24 protein-coding genes are annotated in these 24,212 nt (G+C 62.7%); 16 read left to right on the top strand and 8 right to left on the bottom strand.

The genetic code is table 11. The annotated features are described in order from the left end of the window. Nucleotides 1–242 precede the first annotated feature (242 nt). Nucleotides 243–1,901, top strand: a complete 1,659-nt coding sequence (locus KUV51_RS17540; protein ID WP_222522737.1) for an NAD+ synthase — start codon at nucleotides 243–245, stop codon at nucleotides 1,899–1,901. Between the two features lie 90 nt (nucleotides 1,902–1,991). Further along, nucleotides 1,992–2,804 (top strand): alpha/beta hydrolase family esterase, encoded by an 813-nt coding sequence (locus KUV51_RS17535; protein WP_261385892.1) that lies wholly within the window; start codon nucleotides 1,992–1,994, stop codon nucleotides 2,802–2,804. Between the two features lie 27 nt (nucleotides 2,805–2,831). On the opposite strand, the gene KUV51_RS17530 is transcribed toward KUV51_RS17535, so the two are convergent. Then, entirely contained in the window at nucleotides 2,832–3,764 is a 933-nt protein-coding gene (locus KUV51_RS17530; protein ID WP_222522736.1) for an MBL fold metallo-hydrolase, read from the bottom strand. Between the two features lie 101 nt (nucleotides 3,765–3,865). Between KUV51_RS17530 and KUV51_RS17525 the strand changes: the two genes are divergently transcribed. The 3 genes from KUV51_RS17525 to KUV51_RS17515 all read left to right on the top strand — a co-directional run bounded on the left by KUV51_RS17525 (nucleotide 3,866) and on the right by KUV51_RS17515 (nucleotide 7,140). Then, nucleotides 3,866–4,321: a DUF1801 domain-containing protein gene (locus KUV51_RS17525; protein WP_222522735.1), complete on the top strand. Its 456-nt coding sequence runs from the start codon at nucleotides 3,866–3,868 to the stop codon at nucleotides 4,319–4,321. Nucleotides 4,322–4,350: 29 nt separating this feature from the next. Then, nucleotides 4,351–5,676, top strand: coding sequence for a glutamate--tRNA ligase (gltX, locus tag KUV51_RS17520; RefSeq protein ID WP_222522734.1), 1,326 nt, complete (start codon nucleotides 4,351–4,353; stop codon nucleotides 5,674–5,676). A gap of 72 nt (nucleotides 5,677–5,748) precedes the next feature. After that, nucleotides 5,749–7,140, top strand: a complete 1,392-nt coding sequence (locus KUV51_RS17515; protein WP_222522733.1) for an MATE family efflux transporter — start codon at nucleotides 5,749–5,751, stop codon at nucleotides 7,138–7,140. Here KUV51_RS17515 and KUV51_RS17510 read toward each other — a convergent pair. The 4 genes from KUV51_RS17510 to KUV51_RS17495 all read right to left on the bottom strand — a co-directional run bounded on the left by KUV51_RS17510 (nucleotide 7,120) and on the right by KUV51_RS17495 (nucleotide 11,810). After that, a complete protein-coding gene (locus tag KUV51_RS17510; protein ID WP_222522732.1) occupies nucleotides 7,120–7,659 on the bottom strand; it encodes a gamma-glutamylcyclotransferase family protein in 540 nt (179 codons plus the stop codon). The genes KUV51_RS17515 and KUV51_RS17510 overlap by 21 nt on opposite strands. Next, nucleotides 7,656–8,525: an inositol monophosphatase family protein gene (locus tag KUV51_RS17505; protein WP_222522731.1), complete on the bottom strand. Its 870-nt coding sequence runs from the start codon at nucleotides 8,523–8,525 to the stop codon at nucleotides 7,656–7,658. The genes KUV51_RS17510 and KUV51_RS17505 overlap by 4 nt, the downstream gene beginning before the upstream one ends. Before the next feature lie 67 nt (nucleotides 8,526–8,592). Then, complete coding sequence (locus tag KUV51_RS17500) at nucleotides 8,593–11,121, bottom strand: ABC transporter permease (protein WP_222522730.1); 2,529 nt, start codon at nucleotides 11,119–11,121, stop codon at nucleotides 8,593–8,595. Next, nucleotides 11,118–11,810 (bottom strand): ABC transporter ATP-binding protein, encoded by a 693-nt coding sequence (locus KUV51_RS17495; RefSeq protein WP_222522729.1) that lies wholly within the window; start codon nucleotides 11,808–11,810, stop codon nucleotides 11,118–11,120. Before KUV51_RS17495 ends, KUV51_RS17500 begins: the two co-directional genes overlap by 4 nt. A gap of 51 nt (nucleotides 11,811–11,861) precedes the next feature. On the opposite strand from KUV51_RS17495, the gene KUV51_RS17490 reads away from it, so the two are divergent. Beyond that, entirely contained in the window at nucleotides 11,862–12,497 is a 636-nt protein-coding gene (locus tag KUV51_RS17490; protein ID WP_222522728.1) for an arylesterase, read from the top strand. Nucleotide 12,498: 1 nt separating this feature from the next. Beyond that, entirely contained in the window at nucleotides 12,499–13,113 is a 615-nt protein-coding gene (locus KUV51_RS17485) for an SOS response-associated peptidase (protein WP_222522727.1), read from the top strand. A 219-nt stretch (nucleotides 13,114–13,332) separates the two neighbouring features. Here KUV51_RS17485 and KUV51_RS17480 read toward each other — a convergent pair whose 3' ends face one another. Next, nucleotides 13,333–13,539: a cold-shock protein gene (locus KUV51_RS17480; protein WP_189367848.1), complete on the bottom strand. Its 207-nt coding sequence runs from the start codon at nucleotides 13,537–13,539 to the stop codon at nucleotides 13,333–13,335. Between the two features lie 292 nt (nucleotides 13,540–13,831). Here KUV51_RS17480 and KUV51_RS17475 point away from each other — a divergent pair, with 292 nt between their 5' ends. Together KUV51_RS17475 and preA are read left to right on the top strand one after the other, a co-directional pair. Then, complete coding sequence (locus tag KUV51_RS17475; protein WP_222522726.1) at nucleotides 13,832–15,154, top strand: NAD(P)-dependent oxidoreductase; 1,323 nt, start codon at nucleotides 13,832–13,834, stop codon at nucleotides 15,152–15,154. A gap of 16 nt (nucleotides 15,155–15,170) precedes the next feature. Further along, nucleotides 15,171–16,475 (top strand): NAD-dependent dihydropyrimidine dehydrogenase subunit PreA, encoded by a 1,305-nt coding sequence (gene preA, locus KUV51_RS17470; protein WP_222522725.1) that lies wholly within the window; start codon nucleotides 15,171–15,173, stop codon nucleotides 16,473–16,475. 4 nt (nucleotides 16,476–16,479) lie between these two features. On the opposite strand, the gene KUV51_RS17465 is transcribed toward preA, so the two are convergent. Continuing rightward, nucleotides 16,480–16,986 (bottom strand): hypothetical protein, encoded by a 507-nt coding sequence (locus KUV51_RS17465; protein ID WP_222522724.1) that lies wholly within the window; start codon nucleotides 16,984–16,986, stop codon nucleotides 16,480–16,482. A gap of 106 nt (nucleotides 16,987–17,092) precedes the next feature. After that, on the bottom strand, nucleotides 17,093–17,716 hold the full coding sequence (locus KUV51_RS17460; RefSeq protein WP_222522723.1) for a TetR family transcriptional regulator C-terminal domain-containing protein: 624 nt from the start codon (nucleotides 17,714–17,716) through the stop codon (nucleotides 17,093–17,095). Between the two features lie 156 nt (nucleotides 17,717–17,872). Here KUV51_RS17460 and KUV51_RS17455 point away from each other — a divergent pair, with 156 nt between their 5' ends. The 7 genes from KUV51_RS17455 to KUV51_RS17425 all read left to right on the top strand — a co-directional run bounded on the left by KUV51_RS17455 (nucleotide 17,873) and on the right by KUV51_RS17425 (nucleotide 24,207). Continuing rightward, nucleotides 17,873–19,123 carry a Zn-dependent hydrolase gene (locus tag KUV51_RS17455; RefSeq protein WP_222522722.1) on the top strand — a complete coding sequence of 417 codons (1,251 nt, stop codon included), beginning with the start codon at nucleotides 17,873–17,875 and terminating at the stop codon, nucleotides 19,121–19,123. A gap of 67 nt (nucleotides 19,124–19,190) precedes the next feature. Beyond that, a complete protein-coding gene (locus KUV51_RS17450) occupies nucleotides 19,191–19,511 on the top strand; it encodes a hypothetical protein (RefSeq protein WP_222522721.1) in 321 nt (106 codons plus the stop codon). 67 nt (nucleotides 19,512–19,578) lie between these two features. Next, entirely contained in the window at nucleotides 19,579–21,039 is a 1,461-nt protein-coding gene (gene hydA, locus KUV51_RS17445; protein ID WP_222522720.1) for a dihydropyrimidinase, read from the top strand. Beyond that, entirely contained in the window at nucleotides 21,039–21,401 is a 363-nt protein-coding gene (locus tag KUV51_RS17440) for a hypothetical protein (protein ID WP_222522719.1), read from the top strand. Before hydA ends, KUV51_RS17440 begins: the two co-directional genes overlap by 1 nt. Then, nucleotides 21,392–22,195: an ABC transporter ATP-binding protein gene (locus KUV51_RS17435; RefSeq protein WP_222522718.1), complete on the top strand. Its 804-nt coding sequence runs from the start codon at nucleotides 21,392–21,394 to the stop codon at nucleotides 22,193–22,195. The genes KUV51_RS17440 and KUV51_RS17435 overlap by 10 nt, the downstream gene beginning before the upstream one ends. Before the next feature lie 243 nt (nucleotides 22,196–22,438). Next, nucleotides 22,439–23,371 (top strand): ABC transporter permease, encoded by a 933-nt coding sequence (locus KUV51_RS17430; protein WP_222522717.1) that lies wholly within the window; start codon nucleotides 22,439–22,441, stop codon nucleotides 23,369–23,371. Continuing rightward, nucleotides 23,368–24,207: an ABC transporter permease gene (locus KUV51_RS17425; RefSeq protein ID WP_222522716.1), complete on the top strand. Its 840-nt coding sequence runs from the start codon at nucleotides 23,368–23,370 to the stop codon at nucleotides 24,205–24,207. The genes KUV51_RS17430 and KUV51_RS17425 overlap by 4 nt, the downstream gene beginning before the upstream one ends. Nucleotides 24,208–24,212 lie beyond the last annotated feature (5 nt).

The raw sequence follows: 24,212 nt of genomic DNA, 5'->3' as shown, positions 1-24,212 counted from the left end.
CCCCGTGGGGCAGGCGCGGAAAGGGTAAGGCAGGGGGCGGCAGGGGGCAATGGGGTTCAGCGGGACGTGATCCAAAGGCCGCTGCGCGACGACATTGTTTGGGGGGCTCTGCCCCCGCCCGTGCCGGGCTCCCCCGTGGTATTTTCAGTCAGAAGAAGGTGTATTTCGTCGCGTTGTCGCGGGTGGGTTTCCTCCGTCCCGCTTTCTGCTACATCACGCGGGACGTTGAAGGAGGGCCTGTCATGGCCGACACATTTCGCATCACCTTGGGCCAGTTGAACCCGATTGTGGGCGACATCCCGGGCAATGCCGCCAAGGCCAAGGCCGCCTGGGAGGCGGGGCGCGACGCAGGCGCCGATCTGGTGGCGCTGCCGGAGATGTTCATCACCGGGTACAACGCGCAGGATCTGGTGATGAAGCCTGCCTTTCACACCGCGGCCATGAAGGCGGTGGAGGCGCTGGCGGAAGAGTGCGCCGAGGGGCCGACGCTTGCCATTGGCTGTCCGTGGACCGAAGGGGCGGAGCTTTTCAACGCCTATCTGATCTGTCGCGGTGGCAAGATCGTGAGCCGGTTGCTGAAGCACAACCTGCCCAATGAAACGGTGTTCGACGAAGTGCGCATTTTTGATGCGGGGCCTTTGGGTGGGCCATATTCCGTGGGCAACACGCGCGTCGGCAGCCCGATCTGTGAGGATGCTTGGCACCCGGAGGTGTCCGAAACCCTTCAGGAAACCGGCGCCGAGTTCCTGCTGGTGCCCAATGGCTCGCCCTATTACCGGGGTAAATTCGAAACCCGCCTGAACCATATGGTTGCCCGTGTCGTCGAGACTGGGCTGCCGCTGATCTATCTGAACATGGTGGGTGGACAAGACGATCAGGTTTTTGACGGTGGCAGCTTTGCGTTGAACCCCGGTGGCGCGCTGGCCGTGCAACTACCCGTTTTTGACGAGATCGTGGCCCATGTCGATCTGGAGCGTGGCTCCGACGGCTGGCGTGTGGTTGATGGCGAAAAAGCACATCATCCTGACGAGTGGGAGCAGGACTACCGCGTCATGGTCACGTCCGTGCGCGACTATTGCGGCAAGACCGGGTTCAAGAAGGTGCTGCTTGGCATGTCCGGCGGTGTGGATTCCGCGCTGGTCGCCACCATTGCCGCCGATGCGCTGGGCCCGGAAAATGTGCGCTGCGTCATGCTGCCGTCGGAATACACATCCCCGCATTCGCTGGAGGATGCCGAAGCCTGTGCGACCGCACTCGGGTGCCATTATGATTACGTGCCGATTGCCGAGACCCGGGCCGCTGTGACCTCGACCCTTGCGCCCTTGTTCGAGGGGATGGACGAGGGTCTGACCGAGGAGAACATCCAGAGCCGCATTCGGGGGCTGTTGCTGATGGCCTTGTCCAACAAGTTTGGTGAGATGCTGCTGACCACCGGCAACAAGTCCGAGGTCTCCGTTGGCTATGCCACGATCTATGGCGACATGGCGGGCGGCTACAATCCGATCAAGGATCTTTACAAGACCCGCGTGTTCGAGACCTGCCGCTGGCGCAATGCCAACCATCGCGACTGGATGATGGGCAATACCGGTGAGGTGATCCCGGACCGGATCATCACGAAACCGCCAAGTGCCGAGCTGCGCGAAGATCAGAAGGACAGCGACAGCCTGCCGGATTATCCCGAGCTGGATGTGTTGCTGGATATTCTGGTGGATCAGGACGGGTCGATTGCCGATTGCGTGGCTGCCGGGTTCGAGACGGATGTGGCGCGCAAGGTGGAGCGGTTGATCTACCTCAGCGAATACAAGCGGTTCCAGTCCGCACCCGGCGCACGCCTGACCACGCGGGCCTTCTGGCTGGATCGGCGCTATCCCATCGTGAACCGGTGGCGCGATCCGAGCTGATTGGGTCACATCCTTTACACGCGCATGTGACTTGAGCCTGTGCGTGCCTTTGTCATGCTGCTCCGGCAGGATGAACTGCGGAGGGTGCGGATGCTGTCGCGATGGATGTTGGCCGGGGTCTTTGCCCTTGTGTTTGGCGGTGCGGCCGATGCCTGTGGGCCGGATACGGAATGTGTGCTGGGCGACCGTCACTACCTGATCGCGATGCCGGAGGGCCATGACGGTGCGACGCCCGTGGGCGCCATTGTCTTTGCCCACGGCTATCGCGGTTCGGCGCGTGGCACGATGCGCAACATGAACATGCGCCGCATGGTGTCGGATATGGGCCTTGCGCTGGTTGCCGTGAAATCGGCGGGCGATGATTGGGACATTCCCGGCACGCCCAGCAATATGGACAGCACGGGTGCCGCCGAGATGGCGTATTTCGATGACGTTGTGGCCGACATCACCGCGCGTTTTGGTGTCGATCCCGACCGCATCATGATGTCGGGCTTCTCGGCCGGGGGGATGGTGACGTGGGAATTGGCCTGCACCCGGCCGCATCTGTTTGCAGGCTTCGCGCCGGTGGCAGGGACCTTCTGGCAGGGTCCGCCTGAAAGCTGTGCGGCGCCTGCGAGTGTGATCCACATTCACGGCACCGAGGACCGCACCGTGCCCTTGGCCGGGCGCCCGATCCGCGACACCAAGCAGGGCGACATGGCCGAGGTTCTTGCCATGTATCGCGATCAGGGTGGCTTTGGTCCTGTGCAGCACGCGGACGTCATGGACGATCTGGCGTGCCAGCGGCAGGACAACGCGGCGGGTGATGTGCTGGAGTTCTGCACCTTCCCCGGCGGCCATAGCTTTCGGCGAGGTTTCCTTGGCTATGCCTGGGATCGCCTGAGTGCCGCAGGGAAGGTGTAAGGCGGAGCTGTCCTCCGCCTTTCTTGCTTAGAGCATGAGCTGGTAGCTGTGTGCTTCGTAGCGGTAGCCGCCTTCGCCATTGCCGACGACGTAGCCGATGCCGGGCCAGGGCATGTGGTAGCCGATAAAGGCGATCCGGTCCGTGGCCATCATGTCGAGCAGGCGCTTGCGCGTTACGGCGGCGGCTTCCTTGTCCATGTCGAAGCGGACCTCCCAGTCGGGGTGGGCCAGTGACCAGACGTAGTGATTGGCGAAATCCGCGCCGATCACGAGTTGCGTGCCGCCATCTTCGACCATGTAGACCATGTGGCCGGGCGTGTGTCCGAAGGCAGCCATGGCCGTGATGCCGGAGGCGGGTGAGCCGCCGTCGTCGAGCATCGTGAACTGTTCGCTCAGCGGGGCGACCTTGGCGTCGAAGTTTTCGTTGTCGGTGCCCGACCACGCGCCGAATTCGGCTGAGCCGGTGACGTAGGCGGCGTTGGAGAATGTGGGCGTGCCGTCATCGCCCGACAGGCCGCCGATGTGGTCGCCGTGCATGTGGGTGATCACCACCTTGTCCACCTGGTCGGCGGTGTAGCCTGCCGCTTCGATCGCGGCGACGGTGCCGGCGCCGGACAGCCCGGTGTCGAACAGGACCAGTTCGGAGCCGTTGTTCACAAGCGTGGGCGTGAAGAAGAATTGGGCTGCGTGCGTCGAAAGCCCGGCCTCGGCCGAGACGCTGTTAAACGTATCGGCATCCACGTTCAGGCCGAAGATGTTGTGTGGCCCTTCGACCGCGCGTGTGCCAGCCAGCAGGGTCGTGACCTCGAAACTGCCGACCTTGACCCGACGATACGGGGCCTGGGCAACCCCGAGCATGGGCGCTGCGGCCCGCGTCTGGGTGGCTGTGGCGGCGGCCAGTGGAAGTGCGGCGGCACCCATCAGGGCCGTGCGACGATTGAATTTGGGGGGTGTGGACATGGGTGTTATCCTTCCTGTCAGACACATCATACATAGCGCTATGGCGACACAGTCACGTGGTCATATGCAAACACGGCTGTTCATTTTTGCGAGAGGTGCCGATGGCCGACCTCAAAACACAAACGTCTGACACGCCGTTTTCCGTCTGGGTCGAGGACGTGGAACCGCAGCAAAGGCGCGAGGAGGCACGTGTTCTGGATGAACTGTTCCGACGGGTGACGGGTTTTGAGGCGCAGGTCTGGACCGGTGGAATCGTGGGTTACGGGGCTTACGACTACACCTACGCATCGGGTCGGTCCGGGACGTGGATGGCGACGGGGTTTGCCCCGCGCAAGGCCAAGTTGAGCATTTACATCATGCCGGGCTACACGGATTTTGGACCGATCCTTGACCGCCTGGGGCCGCATTCGCGGGGCAAGTCGTGTCTGTACATCACGAGGTTGCAACGGGTGGACCTGGATGTTCTGGGCGAATTGATTGCTGCGGGTGTGCAGGATTTGGCCTCCCGGTGGCCCGTGCGCGCGCGTGCCTCGCTGGACAAGGGGCAGCCCCTGTGACAAGGCAGGCGGAAGTTTTGGAGACGCCCATGACCACCACCCGTTTCGCCCCGTCGCCCACCGGTTACCTGCACATCGGCAACCTGCGCACGGCGCTTATGAACTACCTGATCGCGCGCAAGGCGGGCGGCACTTTCATCCTGCGCATCGACGATACCGACCCCGAGCGGTCGAAGGAAGAATACGTTGACGCCATCAAGCAGGACATGGAGTGGCTGGGCCTGCACTGGGACCGGGTGGAGCGGCAGTCGGAGCGGCTGGATCGCTATGCTGCGGCCGCGGACAAGCTGCGCGAGATTGGCCGGTTCTACGAGGCGTTCGAGACGCCGACCGAGCTGGATCTGAAGCGCAAGAAGCAGCTGAACATGGGCAAGCCGCCGGTTTATGACCGTGCGGCGTTGAATTTGAGCGATGATGAGAAGGCTGCGCTGCGCGCTGAGCGCGGGCAGGGCGTGTGGCGCTTCAAGCTGGACCACGAACGCATCGAATGGGCCGACGGGATCATCGGCGATGTCAGCATCGACGCGGCCAGCGTGTCCGACCCGGTGCTGATCCGGGGCGATGGTCAGGTGCTTTATACGTTGGCATCCGTCGTGGACGACACTGAGATGGGTGTGACGGACGTGGTGCGCGGGTCGGATCACGTGACCAACACCGCGACCCAGATCCAGATCATCGAGGCGCTGGGCGGGTCCGTGCCGCGTTTTGCGCACCACTCGCTGCTGACCGGGCCGCAGGGCGAGGCGCTGTCGAAGCGTCTGGGCACATTGGCCTTGCGTGATCTGCGCGCCAAAGGTGTGGAACCGATGGCGGTGCTGAGCCTCCTCGCCCGATTGGGCTCCTCGGACCCTGTGGAGTTGCGGATGGACATGGAGGCCCTGATCGACGGGTTCGATGTGGGTCGGTTTGGCACGACGCCGACAAAGTTCGATGTGGCGGATATTGATCCGCTGACCAGCCGCTACTTGCAGGCCTTGCCAGTCGAAGCCGTGGCCGCCGATCTGGATGCCGCTGGCGTGCCCGAGGGTCAGCGCGATGCGTTCTGGTCCGTGATCCGCGAGAACATCGACACCCGTGCTGATATTGCGACCTGGTGGGCGCTGTGCCGGGACGGGGCCGAGCCTGTGATCGAGGACGAGGACAAGGACTTCGTGACCGAGGCCATGGCGATGTTGCCCGAAGGGCCGTTTGATGCCGACACCTGGGGTACGTGGACCGGTGCCGTGAAGGCCGCGACGGGTCGTAAGGGGCGCGGTTTGTTCATGCCCTTGCGTCTGGCGCTGACCGGGCAACGGCATGGGCCCGATATGGGATCGCTCATGCCGCTTTTGCAGGTTGTGAAGGCCCGCACATGATCCTGGCGGGGGGCGCTTTTGGACAGCGGCCCTCCGGGGGGAGTTTTTCTGGCAAGATGAAGAGCGCCGGTGATGGCTGAGGGGCAGGCGAAGTTCCTCTCAGGGTCGCTTTTACGTCATGTGACGGTGATGTCGTTGACCTCGACCGTTGGGTTGATGGCGGTGTTTCTGGTCGACTTTATCGACATGGTGTTTATCTCCATGCTGGGCAAGGCGGAGTTGGCCGCTGCCGTCGGCTATGCCGGGGCGATCCTGTTTTTCACGACGTCCTTTTCCATCGGGATGGCGATTGCGGTGGGCGCACTGGTCGCGCGGGATCTGGGTGCGGGCGACCGCGACCGGGCGCGGCTGCGCAGTTCGCATGGGCTAGCCTACGGCATTGGGTTCGGTGTTCTGTTTTCGGCCTTTGTCTGGTGGAACATTCCCACCTTCGTGCGCTGGATCGGGGCCGAGGGGGAGACGGCGGCGCTGGCCGAGGGGTATCTGGCTATCATCATCCCGTCGCTGCCCTTTCTGGTCGTGGGCATGATGGGTAGTGGCATTCTGCGCGCTCATGGCGATGCGCGCCGCGCGATGATGGCGACGATCTGGGGTGGGGGTGTGAATGCCGTTCTGGATCCCATTTTGATCTTTGGTCTGGGGCTGGATTTGACCGGTGCGGCGCTGGCGTCGGTCGCGGCGCGGGTGGCGATTGCGACAACGGCGATCCTGCCGATCCTGCGCCATCATGGCGGGTTGCCGCGCCCCGAGGTGGTGGGGATGTTGCGCGATTTGCGCCCGCTTGTGACCATCGGTTTCCCTGCAATCCTGACGCAATTTGCAACGCCCGTGGGTCAGGCCATCGTCACACGGTCCATGGCGCAGTACGGGTTGGAGGCCGTGGCGGGCATGGCCATCGTGGGCCGTCTGATGCCGGTGTCCTTTGCCGTGATCTTTGCCCTTTCCGGTGCGGTTGGTCCGATCCTGGGTCAGAACTTTGGTGCGGGTCGCCGTGACCGGGTGCGTGCGGGGTTCGATGCGGCGCTGATCTTTGCTGGGTCGGTGATCTTTGTCATTGCGGGGGCGCTGTTCGTGCTGCGGGGGCCGATTGCGGACCTGTTCGATGCGAGTGGCGTGACCCGCGATCTGGTGTTTCTGTTTTGCGGGCCACTGGCGCTTTTGTTCTTTTTCAACGGGGTGTTGTTTGTGGCCAATGCGGCGTTCAACAATCTGGGGCACCCGTTCTATTCGACGTGGATGAACTGGGGACGGAACACGGTCGCCATGATCCCGCTGGTGTGGGTTGGCGGGCAGCTTTACGGCGCAGAGGGCGTTCTGATCGGGCAGGCGCTGTCGGCGGTCGTTTTTGGCGGGTTTGCCTGGGCGTTGGCCCGGCGTGTCATCGCGGCTGAGGGTGGTGAGGTTGCCCGCGACAGCTTTGCGCGCGAGGGGCGGCTGTTGTCCCTATTGAACCTGCGCAAGTAGGCGGTCGGTGAGCGTCTGTTCCTGCGCCGTCAGGGTTTGTGCGCGGGGGTAGAGCGGGGTGCCGCGGTCGTCATGTATGGCCGTGTCCCAGCCATCGGTCGTGGCAAAGAACTGTTCGGCCCCGGCCTGCCCGAACTCGCGCAGGAACCCTTGGACCACCACGTCGAGATAGCTGAGCAAGATGCGGTGATCGCCGCTTGGTTGCTGTGCATGGGCGGGCACCTGGTAGACCGCGATGTCGGTGGCGTTGGCGTCGTGGGTCACGGCGCGGGTCGCGTCAATCCGGGTGTATCCGGTTTCGCGCAGGTCGAGCGCGGCCCAATCCGCCTGCGGGACCGAGGCGATCAGCCCATCGATGCTGTGGCCCGGTGCTTTGTGCACCGACAGGAACACCACGTCGCGCCGTTCGGTGCGCACCCAAGCGCGCCGCCAGCCGTTGAGCGTGGCGCGCTGGGCTTGCGGGTAGTCATGGGTGGCCCGGTTGACGAGGCTGCCGTAGCCGAAGAACCAGGGCGTCATTCGTCGGACATGAGATCGGCGAAATGGGCGGCGAGCGTGTCCCAGACTTCGGGTGACGAGGCTGTGAGCAGGTAGCCTTCCTTGGTTGCGGCGTTGTAGTCCGAACCGTCGAGCATCGCCGCCTTGCCGCCTGCCTGCTGGCAGATCAGGGCGCCGGCGGCGTGATCCCAGCTGTTGAGCGAGCTGGTGATCAGGAAATCGACCGCGCCGGTGGCGACCAGACGGTATTCGTGGGCCGAGCATCGCAGGCTGCCCACAAAGGCGAGCGCGCCGACCTTGGTCCACATCAGCGCCTGGTCCGCGGGTGTCATCAGCCGAATGTGGGCGTAGCCTGCGAGCTGATCCAGCGGTTTGGTCCTGGCGGTCTGGATCGCGCGCAGGCGCCCTGTTTGCGTCAGCCATTCAGCTGCATTGCTGTTGTCGGCCATGATCAGATCGTTGCCCACCGGGTCGTAGATCAGGCCAAAGACCGGGACACCAAAGCGGCAGGCTGCCACCATCGTGCCGAAAAGTGGCATGTTCTTGGCGAAATTCCAGGTGCCGTCGACCGGGTCGATGATGAAACACAGTTCGGCGTCGCCCACGCCGTCGAGCAGTTTTGGGTTGGCCGATACGGCCTCTTCCCCGATCACGAGCGCGTGGGGGAAGGCCATTTGCAGGCCGCGGGTGATCATCGCTTCGGCTGCCGTGTCGGCTTGGGTGACTAGGTCGGTTTCGTCGCGTTTGGTGTCGACCTCGCCTGCATCAAGGCGGCGGAAGCGGGGCATGATTTCGGCCCGGGCGGCGCGGCGGATCAGGTTGATGATCTGGGTTTTCTGGGCCTGGGTCAGAGGGGCGGTGACGGGCATGGGCAATTGGTCGGTCATAAAATAGTCCTTGATTCCATGGATCGTCGTTGGTGTGCCATGTCTTGCTGCACCGCCGCAACGTGCCTTATTCGCGCCCCCTGAGCACCTGGGCCGGACGTGCGGCGAGTGGCCCCCAGGCAAAGGCGAGCCCTGCCAGCAGTGTGGCTGTCACGCCACCGATGACGATGGCGAGGGCGGAGGGCCAGATGACGGTGAAGTCGGTGTCCATGATGTAGTGGCTGACCGCCCAGCCGCCTGCGATCCCTGCGGCGAGGGCCACCGCGCCTGCGCCGAGGCCAAGTAGGGCGGCGCGGGTGGCGAAGCTGATCAGGATGCGCTGGCGCGTGGCGCCGAGGGTTTTCAGCACCGCTGCCTCGTATGTGCGGGCTTGCGTGCCTGCCGCTGCCGCGCCGATCAGGACGAGGAAGCCGGTAAGCAATGTGGCGCCTGCGCCGTAAGATGTTGCGGCGGCAAGGCCGGACAGCACCTCGCTCACCCGGTCGATTGCGTCGCGGACGCGGATGGCGGTCACGTTGGGATAGGCGTTGGCGATGTCTCGCAGGATCTGGGTTTCGGCCCCGTCCTCGGCGTAGACCGTCGAGATGAAGGTGTGCGGCGCGCCCTGCAGGGCCGCGGGGTTCATGGACAGGATGAAACCGATGCCTGCAGTGGAAAAGTCGACCTCGCGGAACGATGCGATCGTGCCGGTGATGTCGCGGCCCAGGATGTTGATGGTCATGCTGTCGCCAAGGGACAGGCCCATTTCTTCGGCCTCTTCGGCAGCAAAACTGATCTGCGGTTCGCCCGTGTAGTCCTCGGGCCACCATTCACCGGCGGTGATGCGTGTGTTTTCGGTGGGCGTGTCGGAATAGGTGATGCCGCGGTCGCCGGACAGAACCCAGTGGTCGCCTGCGACGTCGGCAGCGCGCTGCCCGTTGATCTGGGTGATGATGCCGCGCAGCATGGGCGCGCTGTCGATGCGGCTGACGGCGGGGTCGTTTTCCAGCCGTTCGGTGTAGCCGGGCATCTGGTCGCGTTGGATGTCGACGAAGAAGTAGCTGGGCGCAATCTCGGGCAGGTTGCCGGTGATCGCGTTGCGCAGGTTGCCGTCGATCTGGCCCACGGCGGCGAGGACTGACAGACCGAGGCCAAGGGACAAAACCACCGATGCCGCCCCTTCGCGCGTGCCGGAGATTGCGCCGAGCGCCCATCGCAAGGCCGGTCGACCCTTGGCCTGTGGGGCGGCGCGTTTTGATAGCCAACGGATGAGCACGGCGGCGAGTGCCAGAAGGCCGAGGGCAAAGGCGATGCCGCCCGAGGTCCAGAGCGTCAGCCACCATGTGCCTGAGAACAGGCCCGCGAGGCTGATGAGTGCGGCTAGGCCAAGGCCGATCCAGAACAGGTAGCCTGCCCGTGGCAATAACCGCGCCTTGTCGAGGGCGTCGCGGAACAGAGTGGCGGCGCGGACGTCTTCGGCCCGTGCGAGTGGCCAGAGGGTGAAGACAAAGGCGGTTAGGAGGCCGTAGATTGCGGCCTCGAAAAGCGGGGCGGGGAATATGGTGAAGCTGGCGGGGATCGGCAGGCGTGCCTCGATGATGGGGGCGAGGAGCAAAGGGACGAGCGCCCCGAGCACAAGGCCCATGGCGATGCCCAGCAGGGACAGCACGCCGATCTGGATGAAGTAGGTTTGAAAGATCGTGCGACGTTCGGCCCCGAGCGTGCGCAGTGTGGCGATCACGGATGTTTTGCCTGCCAGATAGGCGCGCACTGCCGCCGACACGCCGACGCCGCCGACGGCTAATCCGGACAAGCCAACCAGCACAAAGAATGCGCCAAGCCGATCCACGAACTCAGAGACGCCGGGTGCGCCATTGCGCGCATCTGTCCAGCGCATCCCCGTGGCCTCGAACTGGTCGCGTGCGGCGTTTTCGAGTGTTTCGAGGTCGGTGCCATCCGGAAGGTCCAGCCGATATTTTGAATTGAACAGTGTGCCGGGGGCGAGCAGCTGCGCGTTCTCCAGCGCCGTGCGCAATACGATTGTGCGTGGACCGAGGCCAAAGCCACCCGCAGCACTGTCCGGTTCCCGGGTGAGCGTCGCCATCAGCACAAAGTCCTGCGTGCCAAGGCGGAACGTATCGCCTGTGCTCAGCCCCAGCCTGTCGATCAGCGCGCGTTCCATCACGGCACCGGGAAGGTTGTCTTGACCCGCGAGCGCCTCGGCCAGCGGCATTGCCGGGTCCAGTTCGACCGCGCCAATCAGGGGATAGGCGCCATCGACCGCCTTGATCTGGGTCAGACCGCGTTCTGTTTCGCCAGCGCGTTCGACGACGGCCATGGAGCGGAAATCGGCAATTTCCGACACGTCTGTCGCGACCTCTTCCATCCACGCGCGTTCATCGTCGGTGGCAAAGCGGTAGGTGAAGTCCAGTTCTGCATCGCCACCGAGCAGGGCCGCGCCTTCGCGTTCCAGCCCCGCTTCTATTGCGGACCGGACTGAGCCCACGGCTGCGATAGCGGCCACGCCGAGGGCGAGGCAGGCGAGGAAGATGCGGAAGCCGCGCAGACCCCCGCGCAGCTCGCGTCGCGCAAAGCGGGCGGAGGTGGCAAGGCTCATTCGGCGGCGGCCCGCGCGGGCGTTTCGATCCGGCCATCGGCCAGACGGATCACCCGGTCGCAGCGCGCGGCCAAGTCAGGCGCGTGGGTGACCAGCACCAGCGTGGCCCCGTGCCGGTCGCGCAGGGCAAAGAGCAGGTCCATGATGGCCTGACCGTTTGCACCGTCGAGGTTGCCGGTGGGCTCATCCGCCAACAGGATCTCGGGCCGGGTGACCAGTGCACGGGCCAGTGCCACGCGTTGTTGTTCACCGCCCGACATCTGGCTTGGGTAGTGCCCGCTGCGATGGGCAAGGCCCACGGCCTGAAGTTCGGCCTCCGCCCGGTCAAAGGCGTCGCGTACGCCTGCCAGTTCCAGCGGGGTTGCGACATTTTCAAGTGCGGTCATGGTGGGGATGAGGTGAAAGCTTTGGAACACCACGCCCATATGTCCGCGGCGGAAGCGGGCCAGTGCATCCTCGTTCATGGCGGTCAGGTCCTGACCGAGCGCGGTGACCGTGCCGCTCGTGGCCCGCTCAAGCCCGCCCATGATCATCAGCAGCGAGGACTTGCCGGACCCTGACGGACCCACCAGCCCGACCGTTTCCCCCTTGCCCACATCCAGCGTGATTCCATGCAGGATATCGACCCGCCCGGCATTGCCATCGAGGCTGAGCGCTGCATTTTTCAGGGACAGGACTGGATCGGACATCACAAGCGGCCTTTATTGTCGTGTACGCCGTCATATGGAGATCGGATCAGGATGGGCAAGGTAACAGGTGCAATTGTCATCAGTCTGTGTGCCGGGATGGCCGGGGCGGAGCCGGTGACGATTGCGGCGCTGGGTGACAGTCTGACGCAAGGCTATGGGCTGCCCGTCGAGCAGGGGTTCGTGCCGCAGCTTGAGGCGTGGCTGGAAGAAGCCGGGCATGATGTTGACGTGGTGAACGCAGGGGTGTCCGGCGATACGACCCAGGGCGGGTTGAGCCGTGTGGGATGGACCCTGACGCCAGAAGTGGATGCGATGATTGTCACGCTGGGTGGCAACGATCTGCTTCGCGGGATCGCGCCGGAAGTGAGCCGGGCCAATCTTGAGGGGATCGTGCAGGCCGCTTCGGATGCCGGGGTGGAGGTGTTGGTCGTCGGGATGCAGGCGCCGGGGAATTATGGGCCCGACTACAAACAGGCCTTTGATGCGATGTACCCGGAGATTGCCGAGGCTTACGGCACGCTTTACCTCGACAGCTTCTTTGCCGGGCTTGGTGGGCCTGACACAGACCCGGCAGAGGTGCGCAGCTTCATGCAGCCGGATGGCATCCACCCCAATGCCGAGGGTGTGGCGCGGATTGTCGGTGGGCTGGGTCCGAGTGTCGAAGCCTTGATTGGCAGGGTCGAGTGATATGCCGGGGCGGTTCTTTCTCACTGATCCGATATCGGACCTGACTGCGGCGCTGGATGTCCCGGCAGGGGTCGTCGACAACGAACCCGCCCGCCAGAACATCTCGCCCAGCCAGGAGATCATCGTTTTTGATGGCGCCCTGACGCGAATGCGCTGGGGCATCGTGCCTGTTGGTCGCGTGAACGCGCGGGGTCGACCGGTGATGCAGAACATCATTAACGCGCGGTCCGAGACACTGTTCGAGAAACCTGCGTTCAAGGGCGTTGGCCGCGCGGTCATTCCGGTCAATGGCTGGTACGAGTGGACCGGCGAGAAACGCAAGAAAACGGCCTGGCGGATCGCGCCGAAAGGCGGTGGCTTTCTCTACTTCGCTGCGGTGACCGATGTCTGGACGGCGCCGGGTGGTTTGCAGGTGCCACAGGTTGCTGCTGTCACTTGTGAGCCGAATGCGGACGTGGCACCGATACATCACCGGATGGGCGTTTTGCTTGAGCGCGCTGATCTGGATACCTGGATGGGCACCGAAATCGACGCGGTGAAGGCCTTGATGCAGCCGTGGCCCGTTGGTCGGCTGAAGATCGAAGAGGCAACTGGCGTGGACTGGAAAGGGCCGTGATCCAAAGGCCGCTGCGCGACGCCATTATCTATTGAAGCGCTACGCTAGTTCCCAACGCACTACGAGAGTAGAAGCCAGGTTGGTTGACTGACCGCCAAGCGCTTCGGGTCCCGTCTTCCCTGTTTCAAAAAATCCCCGCCGGAGGCTCCGACGATCGCAAAAAGAAAAGGCGGTGCACCGCGAAGTGCACCGCCCTCAAACCTGTGTCTCGCGTATGGCTTAGGCCAGCGCGATGTTCACCGCGCTTTCGCGGCCGTCGCGGCCGGATTCCAGGTCGAATGTGACCTTCTGGTTGTCGGCCAGGCCTGTGAGGCCGGACCGCTCAACAGCAGAGATGTGGACAAAGATGTCTTTGCCACCATCTTCGGGTGCGATAAAGCCGTAGCCTTTGGTGGTGTTGAACCATTTGACGGTGCCGTTGGCCATCGTCGTTACTCCTTTGGGTGTTGCCCGCAACATGCGGCAACCTTGGCGTCGTCAATAGATCGAGTGACTGAGCCGAAAGGAGCAGTAGGTCGATAGATGATGTAGCACCGCGAGATATGGCACCGTTTGGCAGCATTGCAAGGGCTTGCGGCCGCATTGGCCGGTTCCGGCGAAGTGCTGCTTCTTTGTGCAGACCCTCGAAATCGTTGCAGGCCCATCTTTTTTACCAGTTGATAAAATTTTTGACCTGTGAGAGCGTTTCAGGTGAACAAATCTTGCACACGGGGTAGCCATGAAGCCATCTCCTTTCTCACCGGGTGTTGAGGCGGGTCGCCTGGACGACGGTGCCTATGCTGAAAATTTTTCTGACCTGCACCCTGCGTTCGATCCGCATGAAGCGCTTGTTGCGGCGGATCGGTGCTATTTTTGCCACGACGCGCCCTGCGTCACGGCCTGTCCGACCGAAATCGACATCCCGCTCTTCATTCGTCAGATCGCGACCGGGACACCGGATGCAGCGGCTAAAACCATCCTGACACAGAACATCATGGGCGGCATGTGCGCCCGTGTGTGCCCGACCGAGACGCTGTGCGAAGAGGCCTGTGTGCGCGAGTTGGCCGAGGGCAAGCCGGTCAAGATCGGGCAGCTTCAGCGCTATGCCACGGATCATCTGCAAGAGCAGGGTATTCATCCGTTCTCCCGCGCCGATGCGACGGGCAAGAGTGTGGCCGTGGTGGGCGCGGGTCCTGCGGGCTTGTCCTGCGCGCATCGCTTGGCGATGCTGGGCCATGACGTGACAGTCTATGACGCGCGGCCCAAGCCGGGTGGGCTGAACGAGTATGGCATTGCCGCCTACAAGACGCCCGAGAACTTTGCGCAGGCCGAGGTGGATTGGCTGCTGAAGATCGGTGGCATCACGCTCGAGCATGGCAAGGCGCTGGGTCTGGACATGACACTGGAGCAGTTGAAAGGCGACTTTGACGCGGTGTTCCTAGGCATGGGCCTGGGTGGTGTGAACGCACTGGCGGTCGAGGGTGGTGACAAGGACGGCGTTTTGAATGCCGTCGATTTCATCGCTGACTTGCGGCAGGCCTCGGATATGGGTGCCTTGCCCGTGGGACGCGATGTGGTTGTGATTGGCGGAGGCATGACAGCCGTGGATGCTGCGGTGCAGTCCAAGCTTCTGGGTGCGCTGAACGTCACACTGGCCTATCGCAGGGGCCGTGATCGCATGAATGCGAGTGTGTTCGAACAGGACCTCGCCGCTTCGAAGGGTGTGCGGATCATGACCCATGTTGTGCCGCGTGCTCTGCATGGCAATGGCGCCGTGCGCGAGATTGAGTTCGAATATGTGAACGACGATATGACCGGCACGGGCGAGACGGTGCGCATTCCTGCGGATCAGGTGCTGCGTGCCATTGGCCAGACGCTGGACGGCGATGCGTTGCCTGATCTGGATGGTGGCAAGATCGCGGTCACGGGTGCCGGACGCACTTCTATGGACGGTGTCTGGGCTGGGGGCGACTGCGCTGCTGGCGGTGACGACCTGACCGTGACGGCCGTGGCCGAGGGCCGGGATGCGGCCATGGATATTCACGCAAGCCTGATGGGCTGAGCGGAGGGAGAGAACGATGGCAAACCTGCAAAGTGACTTCGTCGGGATCAAATCCCCCAACCCGTTCTGGCTGGCGTCAGCCCCGCCCACGGACAAGGAATACAATGTCCGCCGTGCCTTTGAGGCCGGGTGGGGCGGTGTGGTCTGGAAAACCCTGGGGTCCGAAGGGCCGCCCGTCGTCAACGTGAACGGGCCGCGTTACGGCGCGATCTACGGTGCGGATCGGCGGCTGTTGGGCCTGAACAACATCGAATTGATCACGGACCGCGACCTTTATACCAACCTGGAAGAGATCAAGCGGGTCAAGGCTGACTACCCGGACCGCGCCGTCATCGTGTCGATCATGGTGCCGTGTGAGGAAGAGGCGTGGAAAGCCATCCTGCCGCTGGTCGAGGACACAGGTGCCGACGGGATCGAGCTGAATTTCGGCTGTCCGCACGGGATGAGCGAGCGCGGCATGGGGTCCGCCGTGGGGCAGGTGCCGGAATATATCGAAATGGTGACGCGCTGGTGCAAGCATTACTATTCGAAGCCGGTCATCGTGAAGCTGACGCCGAACATCACCGACATTCGTAAGCCTGCGGCTGCGGCCAAGGCGGGTGGGGCGGATGCTGTCAGCCTGATCAACACGATCAATTCGATCACGTCGGTGAACCTAGATACCATGTCGCCGGAGCCGTCGATTGACGGAAAGGGCTCGCACGGGGGCTATTGCGGGCCTGCGGTGAAGCCCATCGCCATGTCGATGGTGTCGGAGATTGCGCGCAACCCTGAAACCCACGGTCTGCCCATTTCCGGCATCGGCGGCATCACCACATGGCGCGATGCGGCAGAGTTCATCACGCTGGGCTGCGGGAACGTGCAGGTCTGTACGGCAGCGATGACCTACGGGTTTAAGGTCGTGCAGGAGATGATCAGCGGTCTGTCCGACTGGATGGACGAAAAGGGCCACGCCAGCATCGATGACTTCAAAGGGGCTGCGGTGCCCAATGTGACCGACTGGCAGTATCTGAACCTGAACTACGTGGCCAAGGCCAAGATCAATCAGGACCTGTGCATTTCCTGTGGGCGCTGTTTTGCGGCGTGCGAGGACACCTCGCACCAGGCGATTTCGATGTCCGAGACCCGTGTGTTCGAGGTGATCGACGAGGAATGCGTGGCCTGTAACCTGTGCGTCAACGTGTGCCCGGTCGAAAACTGCATCACGATGGAAGCGATGGAACCGGGTCAGACCGACCCGCGGACGGGCAAGGTGGTCGAGCCGGACTATGCCAACTGGACCACCCACCCGAACAACCCGGCGGCCACCGCCGCCGAGTAGGACGCTAGACCGGCGTGCCGTCTTCCTTGGCGGCCGCTGCGGCCTCATCGTTGTTCGCTGCCGGGGCGACGAGCGATGTCGCCTCGACCGGCGTGTTCACCGCTTCGATCAGCATCTCGAGACGCTGCTGCTGTTGGGCCGCTTCTGCAAAGCGACGCGCGTCAGCCTCGATCTGCTCCGGTGTTTCCGCAATCGCAGCCTCCACAATGGATTGCGCGCTTGTGCTGTCTCCGGTCTCGCTCAGCGTGGCGACACGGGCCGCGTCGGCTTTCGGCTCGCTTGGCGGTGGTGCCGCAATCGCGGTTGATTGATCCGCTCCGGTTGCCGGAGCAGGGGCCGCCGTGTCCTGTGTCTGGGCTGCGTTGCCAGAGGTTGCGGCACCGCTGTCCTGACTTTCATTGGCAGCCGTGCTCGTTTCATCCGTGCTTTGATCGGTCTGCTGTTGGTTCGATGGTTGTTGTGTCGGTTGCGGGCTGCCTCCACCGCCGCCGAAGATTGATAAGATACTCATATTCCACTCATAGGCTTCACGCCCTCACCCGGTACGGTTTGTGCGGCAAGAGTCTGAACAGAGCGTTAATTGGCCCGGCAAATGAGTAACGAAGGTTGACGAACCGTTAACGTGTCGCGGGCATCAAAAGCTTTGTGAACAGATCGCGCAGGTAGGCGTCGGCGCCGGGGGCGGCCACATCCGTGCGCATAAGCACCCCGATCTGGACAGCGAAGTCGGCGTAATGCTGGGTCGTCGACCAGATGGAAAAGATGAGATGTCGCGGATCGATGGGCGCCAGCTTGCCCTCATCAACCCATGCCTGGATCACGGCGCATTTTTCGTCAAAGAGCGGTTTGAGGTCGGCCTCCAGATGCGGCAGCATCCGTGGGGCGCCCTGTATGATTTCGCCCGCGAACAGGCGGCTTTCGCGGGGCAGCTCGCGGGCCATGTCCAATTTGCGCTGCACATAGGCCAGCAGCTCTTCTAGCGGATCGCCGCTGGCATCCATTTCGACCAGCGGGTCAAGCCACGTCTCCATCAACTGGTTGAGCAGGGTGACATGGATGTCTTCCTTGCCGGCAAAGTAGTATAGAATGTTGGGCTTCGACAGGCCCGAGGCGACGGAAATCTGGTCAAGCGTCGCGCCGCGGTAGCCATAGGCCGAGAACACGTCGAGCGCTGCATCCAGGATCAGACTGCGGTTGCGCAGCTGGATGCGGCTGGGTTTCTTCTCTGCGCCATCAGGCATTCGGACTTCCCTCGTGATCTGCTGCAAGTCTAGGCAGATGCGTGGCCCTTGGGCAATTCTGTTCAAAGCAGTTCTTGACAGAAAAGGGCTGGCTGGCAATCGTGGCTTTACCAATTGGTCAAAAAGCGCGCGACCATCGGCAGAAGGGGACATCACATGGCGGCACCGGGCGAGAACCTGCGGATCAACGGTGAGCGGCTGTGGGACAGCCTGATGGAGATGGCCAAGATCGGCCCCGGCGTGGCGGGCGGCAACAATCGGCAGACCCTGACAGATGAAGATGCCGAGGGCCGTGCGCTGTTTCAGGAATGGTGCGAGGCCGCGGGCTGCACCATGGGTCTGGACCAGATGGGCAATATGTTTGCGATGCGCGCAGGGTCCGATCCCGATGCGCTGCCGGTCTATGTGGGCTCACACCTCGACACCCAGCCCACGGGCGGCAAATACGACGGCGTTCTGGGCGTGCTTGGAGGATTGGAGATCATTCGCACGCTGAACGATCTGGATGTGAAGACGAAACATCCTATCGTCGTGACGAACTTCACCAATGAAGAGGGCACGCGCTATGCGCCAGCGATGCTGTCCTCGGGCGTGTTTGCGGGCATCCATACGCAGGACTGGGCCTATGACCGTGTCGATGCAGAGGGCAAGACATTCGGCGACGAGTTGAAGCGCATCGGCTGGCGCGGCGATGAAGAAGTTGGCGCGCGCAAGATGCACGCTTTCTTTGAATTGCACATCGAACAGGGGCCCATCCTGGAGGCCGAAAGCAAGGATATCGGCGTTGTGACCCACGGGCAGGGCCTGTCGTGGACGCAGGTGACGATTGAAGGGAAAGACAGTCACACCGGCTCGACCCCTATGCCCATGCGCAAGAATGCGGGTCTTGGCATGGCGCGGGTGCTTGAGAAAGTGGACGAGATTGCCTGGTCTCATGCGCCGCACGCCGTGGGGGCAGCGGGGCATATTGATGTGTACCCGAACTCGCGCAACGTGATCCCGGGCAAGGTCGTTTTCACCGTTGATTTCCGGTCACCCGAGTTGAGCGTGATCGAGGATATGGAGGCGCGGCTGCGTACCGAGGGTCAGAAGATTGCGGACGAGATGGGGCTGACCATTTCATTCGAGAAGGTGGGCGGGTTTGATCCTGTGGCCTTTGACGAGGACTGTGTCACCGCCGTTCGGTCAGCGGCAGAGCGGTTGGGATACTCGCACCAGAACATCATTTCTGGGGCCGGGCACGATGCGTGCTGGATCAACCAGGTGGCGCCGACGGCGATGGTCATGTGTCCTTGTGTGGACGGGCTGAGCCATAACGAGGCCGAGGAAATCTCAAAAGAGTGGGCCGCTGCAGGGGCGGATGTGCTGATGCACGCGGTTGTCGAGACGGCGGAGATCGTGGCGTGACGGGGCCGTTTTCCGACACGGAAAACGGACCGGAATTTTTGGAAAATTCCGGTGCGGGGTGGCAGGTGTGATCGATCCTGACCTGAGCCTTGCCGACCGCATTGCCGATCTGGTGGCCGCCGAGGCGCTGGATGCGCCGCGTGGCACCGAAGCCGAACGCGCCATTGTGCAAGCCTTTGAGGATGCCTTGGTCCAGCCGTTCGAATGCACGGTGAACTTCAGCGGCGGCATCACGCAGCGCTGCTGGACCGTGACGCGCAGCGATGGCGCCTATCGCGTGGTATACTTGCCGCGCGCGGGCTACTTTTCGCTGTGCGTGGAGAGTGATTTCGGGCCCTTGGACATTGGGGTGCATGGGCCGGCGTTGGGGTGTTTTGCATCTGTGTGACTGGGGCTCTGCCCCAGACCCCGTCGTATTTTTCGTCAGAAGAAACAGCTGACAGAGGAGAGATGACATGACCAAGGTGATCAAGGGTGGGATGGTCTGCACAGCGGACCGGACCTGGAAAGCGGACGTTCTGGTCGAAGGCGAGACCATCAAGCAGATTGGCGAGGATCTGTCGGGCGACGAGTATATCGACGCCGAGGGCGCTTATGTCATTCCCGGTGGGATCGACCCCCACACGCATCTGGAGATGCCATTTATGGGCACGACCGCCGCCGAGACCTTTGAGTCCGGCACATGGGCGGCGGCTGTAGGTGGGACCACGATGATCGTGGACTTCTGCCTGCCGGGGGCCGACGGGTCGATCAAGAATGCGATCAACGAGTGGCACCGCAAATCCGCGCCGCAGATCTGTTCGGACGTCGGCTATCACATGGCCATCACCGGCTGGGACGAGAGCATCTTCAACGAGATGAAGGATGCGGTCGACATGGGTGTGAACTCTTTCAAGCACTTCATGGCCTACAAGGGTGCGCTCATGATCGAGGATGACGAGATGTTCGCGTCCTTCAAGCGCTGCGCCGAGTTGGGCGCGCTGCCCATGGTCCATGCCGAGAACGGCGATCTGGTGGCCGAGATGCAGCAGAAGTATTTCGATCAGGGGATCACCGGGCCGGAGGGCCACGCCTATTCCCGGCCGCCGGAGTTCGAGGGTGAAGCCGCGAACCGCGCTATCACCATTGCCGACGCTGCCGGTGTGCCGCTCTATATCGTCCACGTGTCCTGTGAGCAGGCGCATGAAGCGATCCGGCGCGCGCGGCAGAAGGGGATGCGGGTCTATGGTGAGCCGCTGATCCAGTTCCTGACGCTGGATGAAAGCGAGTATTTCAACAAGGATTGGGACCATGCGGCGCGGCGGGTGATGTCGCCGCCCTTCCGGTCGAAGGATCATCAGGACTCGCTGTGGGCGGGTCTGCAGGCCGGGTCGCTGCAGGTCGTCGCGACGGACCATGCGGCGTTCAACACTGAACAGAAGCGGGCAGGGCGCGATGACTTCCGGATCATTCCCAACGGCTCTAACGGGTTGGAGGAGCGGCTGGCCGTGCTCTGGACCGAGGGGGTGGAGACCGGGCGGTTGACGCCCAACGAGTTCGTTGCATGTACCTCCACCAACGTGGCGAAGATCCTGAACATCTATCCCAAGAAGGGTGCGCTGGTGGAAGGGGCCGATGCGGATATCGTGGTGTGGGATCCGAAGATCACCAAAACGATTTCGCCCGCCAATCATCACTCTGTGCTGGACTACAACGTGTTCGAAGGGTTCGAGGTAAAGGCGCAGTCGCGTTACACGCTGAGCCGGGGTGAAGTGATCTGGGCTTGGGGTCAGAATTCGCAACCGTCGCCCGGCCGGGGCAAGTTCGTGCCGCGGCCCGCCTTCCCGTCTGCCTCTGTGGCGTTGTCGAAGTGGAAAGCGCTGACCGCACCCAAGATGATCGAGCGCGATCCATTGAACATTCCGGCGGGGATTTGATGGGCGCAAAGAGAAGTTGGTTCGGACCTTTGGCGGTCTCGCTGATGGTGCCCGGTGTCGTGGCTGCGCAAGATGTCTTTGGAAACGTGGATGGCTGCGCGGCTTATGCCAGCGGAGAGAAAGCGGGCGTTCCGGTATTCTGGGTACAGGGCCAACGGTTCGAGTTTGGCAGCAACGTTTGCCAGATCGACAACCTCGAACCGGTCGAAGACGGTGTGCAGCAGATATCACTGACCTGCGAAGGGATCGGGGGCCGATCCGATCTGGACTACATGATTATTGAAACGGACGAACCGGATTTGATCCTCATTCACCCCAAGGGCGCGCCCAACTGGCGACAAGGGCTGAGACGATGTCCTTAGACGGTCCGGTCCGAGAAAAAGCCCCGGTGATCCAGGCCGACGCGCTGGATTTGACTTTCCAAACCAATGACGGCCCGGTCCACGCGCTCAAGGGTGTGTCGCTGGACATTTCCAAGGGCGACTTTGTTTCCTTTATCGGTCCGTCGGGCTGCGGGAAAACAACCTTTCTGCGCTGCATGGCGGATCTGGAGCAGCCGACCGGCGGGACAATCACCGTGAATGGCACCACGCCGGAGGAGGCAAGGAAAGCGCGCGCCTACGGCTACGTCTTTCAGGCGGCGGGGCTGTATCCGTGGCGGACGATTGGTCGGAATATCTCGCTGCCGTTGGAGATCATGGGATACTCCAAGGCTGATATCGCCGAACGGGTGGCGCGGACGCTGGAGCTGGTAGAGCTGTCAGGTTTCGAGAAGAAGTTTCCTTGGCAGCTGTCCGGCGGGATGCAGCAGCGGGCGTCGATTGCACGGGCGTTGGCTTTCGATGCTGATATCCTCCTGATGGATGAACCATTTGGCGCGCTGGACGAAATTGTGCGTGACCACCTGAATGAACAGCTTTTGCAGCTTTGGGCGCGGACGGAAAAGACGATTGCCTTCGTCACTCACTCCATCCCCGAGGCGGTCTACTTGTCGACCAAGATCGTGGTGATGTCGCCTCGACCCGGGCGGATCACCGATGTGATCGAGAGTTCTCTGCCGAGAGAGCGGCCTCTGGATATTCGCGAGACGCCGGAGTTTCTGGACATCGCGCACCGCGTGCGGGACGGGCTGCGGGCGGGGCATGCCTATGACTGAGCGCACGATTTTACCGGATGGGACGGCAAGCATTGCTTGCCGCCCACAGCCGGACCGCATCTGGTTTAAGGGCGCGGCCACCCCCATCTTCATCGTTCACGGCCATCGGCATGCCTGCCTGTACCGTGGGACCAACTCAAACCAAAACCCTTTCATTGTTCTTAAAATATGCAAGAAATTGCGCTGCGTGGCGGACGGAGCATTTGCATATTTGTGGAACAATGAAGCTGAGGTGTGCATCTGATGCGATCTCTGCTCCCTGTTCTGACCGTTTTGGCCGTGATCGTTGGCATCTGGTATCTCGCCGTGGCCCCCATGAACGTGCGGGTGGCGCTGGATCAGGCGGAGCGTGCAGGAGAGGTCGTGGTGCCCGAAGGATCTGTGCCACGCCGCGAGGTGTCTGTTTGGCGTTTGATGGCTGATAATTCCGAACATGTGCGCCTCGGCTATGCCCTTGAAAGGCCGCGCTTGCCCACACCTGCGCAGGTGGGACAGGAGTTGTGGAAGACAACGGGAGAGATGGTAGCCAAGGGGCGGCCCTGGTCGAAGCGTGGGCTGATTTATCACGGTTGGATCACCCTGCAATCGACGCTATGGGGCTTTGCGCTGGGCACGCTGCTGGGGATCGTCGGCGCTGTTGCCATCGTCTATTCCCGCACTGCGCAGCTGAGCCTGATGCCATGGGCCATCATCAGCCAGACCATTCCTATAGTGGCACTGGCGCCGATGATCATCGTGCTGTCGTCTCAGGTGGGGATTGAAGGGCGAGGCGTGCCAAAGGCCATTATCTCGGCTTACCTGTGTTTCTTCCCGGTGCTGGTGGGCATGGTGAAGGGGTTACGCGCGCCGGACACGTCGCAACTCGATCTGTTGCGGACCTACAATGCCAGTGGCTTGCAGAGTTTCCTGCGCCTGCGTCTGCCCGCCTCGGTGCCCTATCTGTTTACGTCGCTGAAGGTCGGGATCGCTGCAGCGCTGGTGGGCACAATCGTCGGTGAGTTGCCTACAGGGGCTATCTCCGGCCTTGGTGCCCGCATCCTGATCGGGGACCAATTCGGCACGCCGCTTGCGATCTGGTCGGCGCTCTTTGCTGCGGCGGTGCTGGCGGGGGCGCTGGTGACCTTGCTTGATGTGATCCAGCGGGTGACGCTGAAGCGCATGGGGATGGCGACATGATGTGGCTGGTTCTTGCGCTGGTGGCCTGGTTGGGGGGCTGGGCGTTGAACGCCTGGCTTGCACAGCAGGGTGAGAGCCGCGCGGTGCGCATTGCCGTGCCGGTCATCTTTGGACTGACCCTGCTGGTGATCTGGGAGGGGCTGGTGCGCGGTTTCGGCGTTTCGCCGGTGATTCTGCCTGCACCCTCGACTGTCGCGCAGACCTTTGCAACTTCGACCAATGTGCTTTGGATCGACTTCCAGCAGACCGTGCTTAAGGGCGCGCTGCGCGGCTTTGCCATCGGGGCCGTTGCCGCCTTTGTCGCGGCCATCGCGATTGACCGGTCGGCGTTCCTGACCCGCGGGCTGCTGCCCATCGGCAACTTCGTCGCTGCGCTGCCCATCGTCGGCATCGCGCCCATCATGGTGAACTGGTTCGGCTTTGACTGGCAGTCCAAAGCGGCGGTGGTCGTGGTCATGGTCTTCTTCCCCATCCTCGTGAACACCGTGCAGGGGCTGAACGAGGCCAGCGCCATGCAGCGTGACCTGATGCGGACCTATGCGGCGAGCTATTGGCAGATGCTCTTCCGCCTGCGCCTGCCTGCGGCCATGCCGTTCATCTTCAACGGGCTCAAGATCGCCACCACGCTGGCGCTCATCGGGGCCATCGTTGCCGAATATTTCGGCTCGCCCACGCGCGGCATGGGATTTCGCATCTCGACCGGCGTGGGCAGCTTGAGCATCGACCTCGTCTGGGCTGAAATCGCCGTCGCAGCTTTGGCAGGCACGGCATTCTATGGCATCGTGGCCTGGATCGAAAAGCGGGTGACCTTCTGGCACCCGTCACAACGCGGATAACAAAA

This window comes from Tateyamaria omphalii (assembly GCF_019802125.1).
GTDB lineage: Bacteria > Pseudomonadota > Alphaproteobacteria > Rhodobacterales > Rhodobacteraceae > Tateyamaria > Tateyamaria omphalii_B.
The sequence above is the reverse complement of the archived record's forward strand: the minus strand, read 5'-3'. Positions and strand labels throughout refer to the sequence as shown.